Raw genomic sequence first — 7,142 nt, 5'->3', positions numbered from 1 at the left:
AGCCTGCTGGCAACACTGAGCACAATAGTGCTGTGGCTTATTGGTTATCACGCTGAAAATAGAGGGTTGCATCTGAGATACCAGGCCAACAGTATTAAATCGCGGCGGGTAATTTCTTATCTGACATTAGCGGAGAATGTCTTGCGACACTCTCCGCTAATTTTAAGACGAACAGTACTCAGTACTGTTCTTAATCATCTCGCCAAAACCTACCAGAGTATGGTGTTGGTTTATTAGCGCTGATTTTGTGGGGATCCCTCAGCGCGTAAGCGGCTTTTTTGTTGCCAGCATTAAATTATTTTTTCAGGAAACTATGTTGTTTTGATTGTAAAGAACAATGATTTTAATTTAAATTATACTGTTTGTTATCGGCTATGTTTTTATTTATCTTATTGTTTATATTAATCTTTATACGTGAGCGTTTATAATTTAAGAGATGCCACCCATCGTTTAATAGACAACATATTATTTGCAACTTTTATCAGCGTTCATGATAAGGATTGTTATGAGTAAGTTATTAAAACAGAAGTTGGCAGCATTTTTCATTACCGCTTACCGACTTACTGGTTTTAGCGTTAAAAAAAATCTGCAACCTTCCGATATTTCTCATTTAAAAAATATCGCTATTTTCTCTACCACGGCACTGGGGGATTTTCTTCTCAATACGCCAGCTATTGCCGCTATTCGGAAAAAATACCCTGACGCTAATATCACTATGGTGGTTCATCGACGGAATGCCCTGTTGGTTGAAGGCAGCGATATGTTCAGCGATATCCTTTATTGGGATGGCAAACTGAATGGAGTATTGAAGTTAGTTAAAGCATTAAGACCCCATCATCTTGATGCTGTATTTTTGCTGCACTCCCGATCGCCTTATGACATCGTGACAGCAACATTGGCAAACTCAGAAATTATTATTAAAGATGTGTATTACAACGATTATTTAGGCAGGGAAACCTTTTATCTCAACCCGTTTTTATCGGTTAAGGGTAATAAACAAACGGTTGATGTGCATCTTATTCACAAAAAAGCAGAGTTACTGGAGAGTATTGGTATCAACGTACCTTCATTGGAAATGGTGATTCCCGTTGAATATTGTCCTGAGAAAAGAAACCGGCGAACGGTAGGAATTCATCTTGGCGCCTCTTCAGAAGAACGCTGTTGGCCAATTGAATCATTTGCCATTGTGGCCAGGCAAGTTCTGAATAAGTTTTCTGATATTGATATAGAACTTATCGGGGGACCGACAGAAATTGAACGCAATAATCAGCTAATAGCGCTGTTACTTCCCTTTAGTGAGCGAGTGAAAAACTCAGCCGGGAAAACAAACTTGAAGCAATTAGTTGAGAAAATAGCATCTTTTCAATGTCTGGTAGTGGGTGATACCGGGCCTTTGCATGTCGCCATTGCTGTTAAGACGCCAACCGTGGTTATGTTCCGTGGTATGAAACACGCGACAGGCACCAGACCATTGCAGGATTTGGCACTACATAAAGTAATCATTGCGCAAGAGGGCTTGGGGATAGCATCAATTAAACCGGATGACGTTTTGAAAGGTGTCTGTGAAATATTATCAATAGATTAACTTTTTCATATAAAAGAATGTAAAACCACCGTATCTATATCATTACTGCAATCTTGCTATAACGAAGAAAGATTGCAGTAGTTTCTCCGCTCTCTACTATTCTTTTTCTATTACCATTTCATTTTTATCAAACAGGGTCGCTTATTAATCTGAGCTCTTTTTTAATAAATAACGTTAAATGTTGATTAATTGTTTTAATAAGCGTTGTTTTGTTAAATTGTTGTATTGTTTCAACCGGAGTATTTAGTATAAATCGCCAAAATAGTTATTAAATGGAATTGAAAAATATTGAATCTATGATGTAATTAGAAAAAATTGTTCTACATCAATTTTTATGCGTGCGTGTTACATGTCGATTTTGATTTGAGTTCACAATTCTGGTTTTATTGTGAAATACCTATTTATTGTAAGGGATTGGAAGCGTAGTATTTAATGTGTGTCATAGGGTTGTTTAAGTTAATAGGTGTTTATGTTCAACAGAACACAGCGCGATAGATAGTTAAACGCTGTATGATTATTAAAATAGTTGATGAAACAATTATTGCTTACAAATTGATGTAAATTGATTTTTTAAGGCATTCACCTCTGGTGAGTAATGGGTGTAAGACGAGAGGTACGGCATCAGTTTAGGTTGTTACCGTTTGTCTTCCTGAGGAGCAAGGAGTCAAGATGTTTGATATCGTCGAACTATCACGATTACAGTTTGCCCTGACGGCAATGTACCACTTCCTGTTTGTCCCACTAACGCTAGGTATGGCGTTTTTGTTGGCAGTCATGGAATCGGTATATGTGCTGACAGGTAAGCAAATATATAAAGATATGACCAGATTCTGGGGCAAGTTATTCGGTATTAACTTTGCGCTGGGTGTGGCCACGGGTTTAACCATGGAGTTCCAGTTTGGTACAAACTGGTCTTACTACTCTCATTATGTAGGGGATATCTTCGGTGCGCCTCTGGCGATCGAAGGTCTGATGGCGTTTTTCCTTGAGTCAACGTTAGTCGGTTTGTTCTTCTTCGGTTGGGATCGTTTAAGTAAGGTTCAACATTTAGCAGTAACCTGGTTTGTTGCTTTAGGTTCTAATCTTTCTGCACTGTGGATTCTTGTGGCAAACGGCTGGATGCAAAATCCAGTGGCATCAGAATTTAACTTTGAAACTATGCGTATGGAAATGCTCAGCTTTTCGGAGTTGGTATTAAACCCTGTAGCACAGGTTAAATTCGTTCATACCGTCTCTGCTGGTTATGTAACCGGTTCGATGTTTATTCTTGGTATTAGCGCATTCTACTTACTGAAGAAGCGCGATCTGCCATTCGCCAAGCGTTCATTTGCTATCGCTGCCTGTTTTGGTCTGGCTTCAACCCTGTCAGTTATTCTGTTAGGTGATGAGTCTGGTCATGAATTAGGTGATGTACAGCGCGTGAAGCTGGCTGCTATTGAAGCTGAATGGGAAACACAGCCTGCTCCGGCAGCATTCAACATCATTAGCCTTCCGGATCAAAAAGAGATGAAGAACCATTACGCGCTTGAAATCCCATATGCATTAGGGATTATCGCAACACGTTCTTTAGATAAACAAATTACCGGCCTGAAAGATCTGATGACAGAAAACGAGTTACGTATTCGTAACGGTGTTACTGCTTATCAGATGCTGGAAAAACTGCGGGCAGGGGATAAAGACCCAACGGTTCGTGCTGCCTTTGACCAGACCAAGAAAGATCTGGGATACGGTATCCTGCTGCATACGCAAGCTAAAGATATCAATAACGCAACAGAAGCCGAAATTAAAGCGGCTGCTGCCAGTACCATTCCGCAAGTGGCCCCGCTTTACTTCTCATTCCGTATCATGATTGCCTGTGGATTCCTGATGCTGCTGATTATCGGCCTTTCGGTATACCACGTTGCACGTAATCGTATCGGTGAGAAACCATGGTTGCTTCGTTTAGCGCTGTACGGTATCCCATTACCGTGGATTGCTTGTGAAGCCGGTTGGTTCGTTGCTGAGTATGGTCGTCAACCATGGGCGATTGCGGATGTTCTGCCAGTTGCGGCGGCAACATCACACCTGACTACGGGTGACCTGTGGTTCTCAATCATTCTGATTTGCGGGCTGTACACACTGTTCCTCATTGCGGAAATGTACTTAATGTTCAAATATGCACGTCTGGGCCCAAGCAGCCTGAAAACAGGACGTTACCACTTTGAACAACGCAGTGCCGCATTAGCGCAAGAAACACGGTAAACAGGAGTCCAGACATGTTAGATTACGATACATTACGATTTATCTGGTGGCTGTTGGTTGGCGTGTTACTGGTAGGTTTCGCCATTACTGACGGTTTTGATATGGGCGTCGGTATCCTTGTTCCTATTATCGGTAAGACCAATACTGAACGTCGTATTATGATTAACAGTATTGCTCCTCACTGGGATGGTAACCAGGTATGGCTGATCACTGCCGGGGGGGCGCTGTTTGCTGCATGGCCACAAGCTTATGCGGCTGCGTTTTCCGGCTTCTATATTGCGATGATTCTGGTTCTGGCGGCATTATTCTTCCGTCCGGTTGGATTCGACTATCGTGGTAAAGTTGAAGATCAGCGCTGGCGTAACCTGTGGGATGGCGGCATCTTCTTTGGTAGTTTTGTCCCGGCACTGGTGTTCGGTGTGGCGTTTGGTAACCTGTTACAGGGCGTACCATTCAACATCGACAGCATGTCCCGCTTAACTTACACCGGTAACTTCTTCCAACTGCTGAACCCGTTTGCACTGGTTGCTGGCGTGGTTAGCCTGATGATGTTAGTGACTCAGGGTGCAGCATGGTTACAGATGAAGACCACTGCAGAGCTGCGTTTACGCGCTCGTGCCGCAACGCAAATTGGTGCTTTAGTGGTACTGATTGCTTTTGCAGCAGCAGGTGCCTGGGTGGTTTATGGTATCGATGGTTATGTTGTAACCTCGGCATTAGATCACACCGCTCCGTCTGACCCGCTGAATAAGCAAGTTGCTGTTCAGGAAGGTGTATGGCTGATTAACTATAACAACTATCCTATTTTGTGGGCTGTGCCGGCATTAGGTGTGGTGTTACCGTTACTGACCATCATCAGTTCTCGTTGTAACAGCGGCGGTATGGCATTCCTGTTCTCATCACTGACCATTGCTTGTGTTATCTTTACGGCGGGGATCACCATGTTCCCATTCATTATGCCGTCAAACATTAACCCAAGCGTTAGTCTGACCATGTGGGATGCGACTTCAAGTCATCTGACTCTGACGGTAATGACCTTTGTTGCGCTGATTTTCGTACCAATCGTATTGATTTATACGATTTGGAGCTACGTGAAAATGTTCGGTCGTCTCGATAAGAAACACATCGAAGACAACCACGCTTCACTGTATTGATATCAACATAAGGAGCAAAACAATGTGGTATTTTGCCTGGAGTCTCGGTACGTTGCTTGCCTGTGCATGTGGTATCATCGGTGCAGTATGGTATGAAACCAACAACGGAAATAAAGACGAGTAATAGTCATAATGGGTACTGTGTTTAATAAACTGTACGCTATTATGGACAAGGGCCCGTTTCGGGCCCTTTCTTTAATCTTAGCGTTTTCAATGGCGTTCTGTGTTTTCTGGGATCCGGCCCGGTTCGCAGCTAAAACCAGTTCTATTGAGATATGGCAGAGTTTGCTGATCATGTGGGCCATATGCACCGGGATTATCCACGGGGTAGGGTTCCGCCCAAGGAGAATCCGCTGGAAAGCATTCTTTACTCCGCTTCCTGCAATTGCGATCTTGATCGCAGGTCTGGCTTACTTTTTGTCATAAACTTATTTACACATAGCAAAAATAAGGGGCAGTTTTCCTAACTGAGAATTATTTTTGCTCTCATCTGTTGCTTCCCATTCCCAAGAGGATTGGTCTTGCGTATAGTATCAGTCGGTTAGTTATAGAGTCAGACTGGATATATTTGTGAGTAACTTGCTGTTCAAATGGCCCGTTCGGGTCTATTTTGAAGACACTGACGCGGGCGGTGTAGTTTATCATGCCCGCTATGTGGCCTTTTATGAAAGAGCGCGCACAGAGATGCTGCGCCAATACAATTATAATCAGCAACAATTGCTGAGTGAGCATGTCGCTTTCGCTGTTCGTCGTATGGCCGTTGAGTACATTTTTCCTGCCCGTCTTGATGATATGTTGGAAATTGAAACTGAAGTTGTGGCTATTGGCGGCGCATCCCTTACGTTTGCACAACGCATCTTTGACCAACATGGTAAACTTTTAAGCCAGGCAGATGTGTTAGTAGCATGTGTTGATTCACACCTGATGAAGCCAATGAAACTTCCCAGGTCTATTGTCGCGGAGTTAAAGCAGTGACTGACATGAATATCATGAGCCTGTTCCTTGAGGCTAGTTTACTCGTAAAATTTGTAATGCTGATCCTGGTTGGATTTTCGATCGCATCCTGGGCCATTATTATCCAACGTACCCGTATTTTAAGTACGGCAAGACGTGAAGCTGAAGCTTTTGAGGATAAATTCTGGTCAGGTATTGATTTGTCTCGTTTGTATCAGGAAAGCAATGCCCGCCGTGATGAGTTAGGTGGTTCAGAACAAATTTTTTATTCAGGTTTTAAAGAGTTCGCTCGCCTGCACCGTGCAAACAATCATGCGCCGGAAGCAGCCATTGAAGGGGCAACCAGAGCGATGCGCCTTTCTCTGAATCGTGAGCTTGAGAATCTTGAAAACCATATTCCATTTCTTGGTGTGGTAGGGTCCATCAGTCCGTATATCGGTCTGTTTGGTACCGTATGGGGGATTATGCACTCCTTTATCGCACTGGGCGCAGTAAAACAGGCTACCTTACAGATGGTTGCACCGGGTATTGCCGAAGCATTGATCGCTACCGCAATCGGTTTATTTGCCGCGATCCCTGCCGTAATGGCACATAACCGCCTTAGCTTGCGGGTATTTAAGCTCGAGCAGAATTATGACAACTTTATGGAAGAGTTCACCACAATTCTCCATCGTCAGGCGTTCTCTACAGAGACTAAATAAGTAAGGGGGCTAGCGTGGCGTATAAACGTACATCCCGGCGCAGCAGCACCGGTAAAACGGCAGAAATAAATATCGTTCCCTTATTGGACGTATTGTTAGTGTTATTGTTGATTTTTATGGCAACAGCACCAATTATTACCCAAAGCGTAGAGGTCGATTTACCGGATGCATCCGACTCTAAAGCAGTTTCTACGGATAATAAGCCGCCGGTAATTGTCGAAGTATCTGGTGTGGGGCAATATGCATTAGTGGTTGATAAAGAGCGTATTGAGCAGATTCCTGAGCAACAGGTCATTGCGGAAGCTCAGGCACGGTTAAAGGAAGATCCAAAAACAGTATTTTTAATCGGTGGCGCTAAAGAAGTTCCCTATGATGAAGTTATTAAAGCGTTAAATATGCTTCATCGTGCAGGTGTAACCTCTGTTGGGTTGATGACTCAACCGATATAATGGTTAAGTCGGACTTAGTTAAGCCAGCGGTCTTGTCAGTTCATTTGTTTTTTGGAAA

At 43.2% G+C, this 7,142-nt stretch carries 8 protein-coding genes and 1 pseudogene; all 9 read left to right on the top strand.

Annotated elements, in window-relative coordinates; all coding sequences use genetic code 11:
* Window positions 1–237: pseudogene (locus LPW36_RS10325) on the top strand (IS4 family transposase); the annotation flags it as partial.
* A 268-nt stretch (window positions 238–505) separates the two neighbouring features.
* Entirely contained in the window at window positions 506–1,585 is a 1,080-nt protein-coding gene (locus LPW36_RS10320; RefSeq protein ID WP_230609581.1) for a glycosyltransferase family 9 protein, read from the top strand.
* A gap of 669 nt (window positions 1,586–2,254) precedes the next feature.
* A complete protein-coding gene (cydA, locus tag LPW36_RS10315; RefSeq protein ID WP_230609580.1) occupies window positions 2,255–3,826 on the top strand; it encodes a cytochrome ubiquinol oxidase subunit I in 1,572 nt (523 codons plus the stop codon).
* Window positions 3,827–3,840: 14 nt separating this feature from the next.
* The gene (gene cydB / locus LPW36_RS10310) at window positions 3,841–4,980 is read left to right on the top strand and encodes a cytochrome d ubiquinol oxidase subunit II (protein ID WP_230609579.1); all 1,140 of its coding nucleotides are present in this window, start codon (window positions 3,841–3,843) and stop codon (window positions 4,978–4,980) included.
* Between the two features lie 22 nt (window positions 4,981–5,002).
* Window positions 5,003–5,104, top strand: a complete 102-nt coding sequence (gene cydX, locus LPW36_RS10305; protein WP_130591768.1) for a cytochrome bd-I oxidase subunit CydX — start codon at window positions 5,003–5,005, stop codon at window positions 5,102–5,104.
* An 8-nt stretch (window positions 5,105–5,112) separates the two neighbouring features.
* Entirely contained in the window at window positions 5,113–5,406 is a 294-nt protein-coding gene (gene ybgE, locus LPW36_RS10300; RefSeq protein WP_230609578.1) for a cyd operon protein YbgE, read from the top strand.
* Between the two features lie 144 nt (window positions 5,407–5,550).
* Window positions 5,551–5,955 (top strand): tol-pal system-associated acyl-CoA thioesterase, encoded by a 405-nt coding sequence (gene ybgC, locus LPW36_RS10295; RefSeq protein WP_230609577.1) that lies wholly within the window; start codon window positions 5,551–5,553, stop codon window positions 5,953–5,955.
* Complete coding sequence (gene tolQ / locus LPW36_RS10290) at window positions 5,952–6,635, top strand: Tol-Pal system protein TolQ (RefSeq protein ID WP_230609576.1); 684 nt, start codon at window positions 5,952–5,954, stop codon at window positions 6,633–6,635. Before ybgC ends, tolQ begins: the two co-directional genes overlap by 4 nt.
* Before the next feature lie 14 nt (window positions 6,636–6,649).
* Window positions 6,650–7,084, top strand: coding sequence for a colicin uptake protein TolR (gene tolR / locus LPW36_RS10285; RefSeq protein WP_140918032.1), 435 nt, complete (start codon window positions 6,650–6,652; stop codon window positions 7,082–7,084).
* Window positions 7,085–7,142: the final 58 nt, after the last annotated feature.

Origin of the sequence: Limnobaculum eriocheiris, assembly GCF_021010575.1 — a bacterium.
GTDB lineage: Bacteria > Pseudomonadota > Gammaproteobacteria > Enterobacterales > Enterobacteriaceae > Limnobaculum > Limnobaculum eriocheiris.
This window is presented reverse-complemented; position numbering and strand designations above follow the sequence as displayed.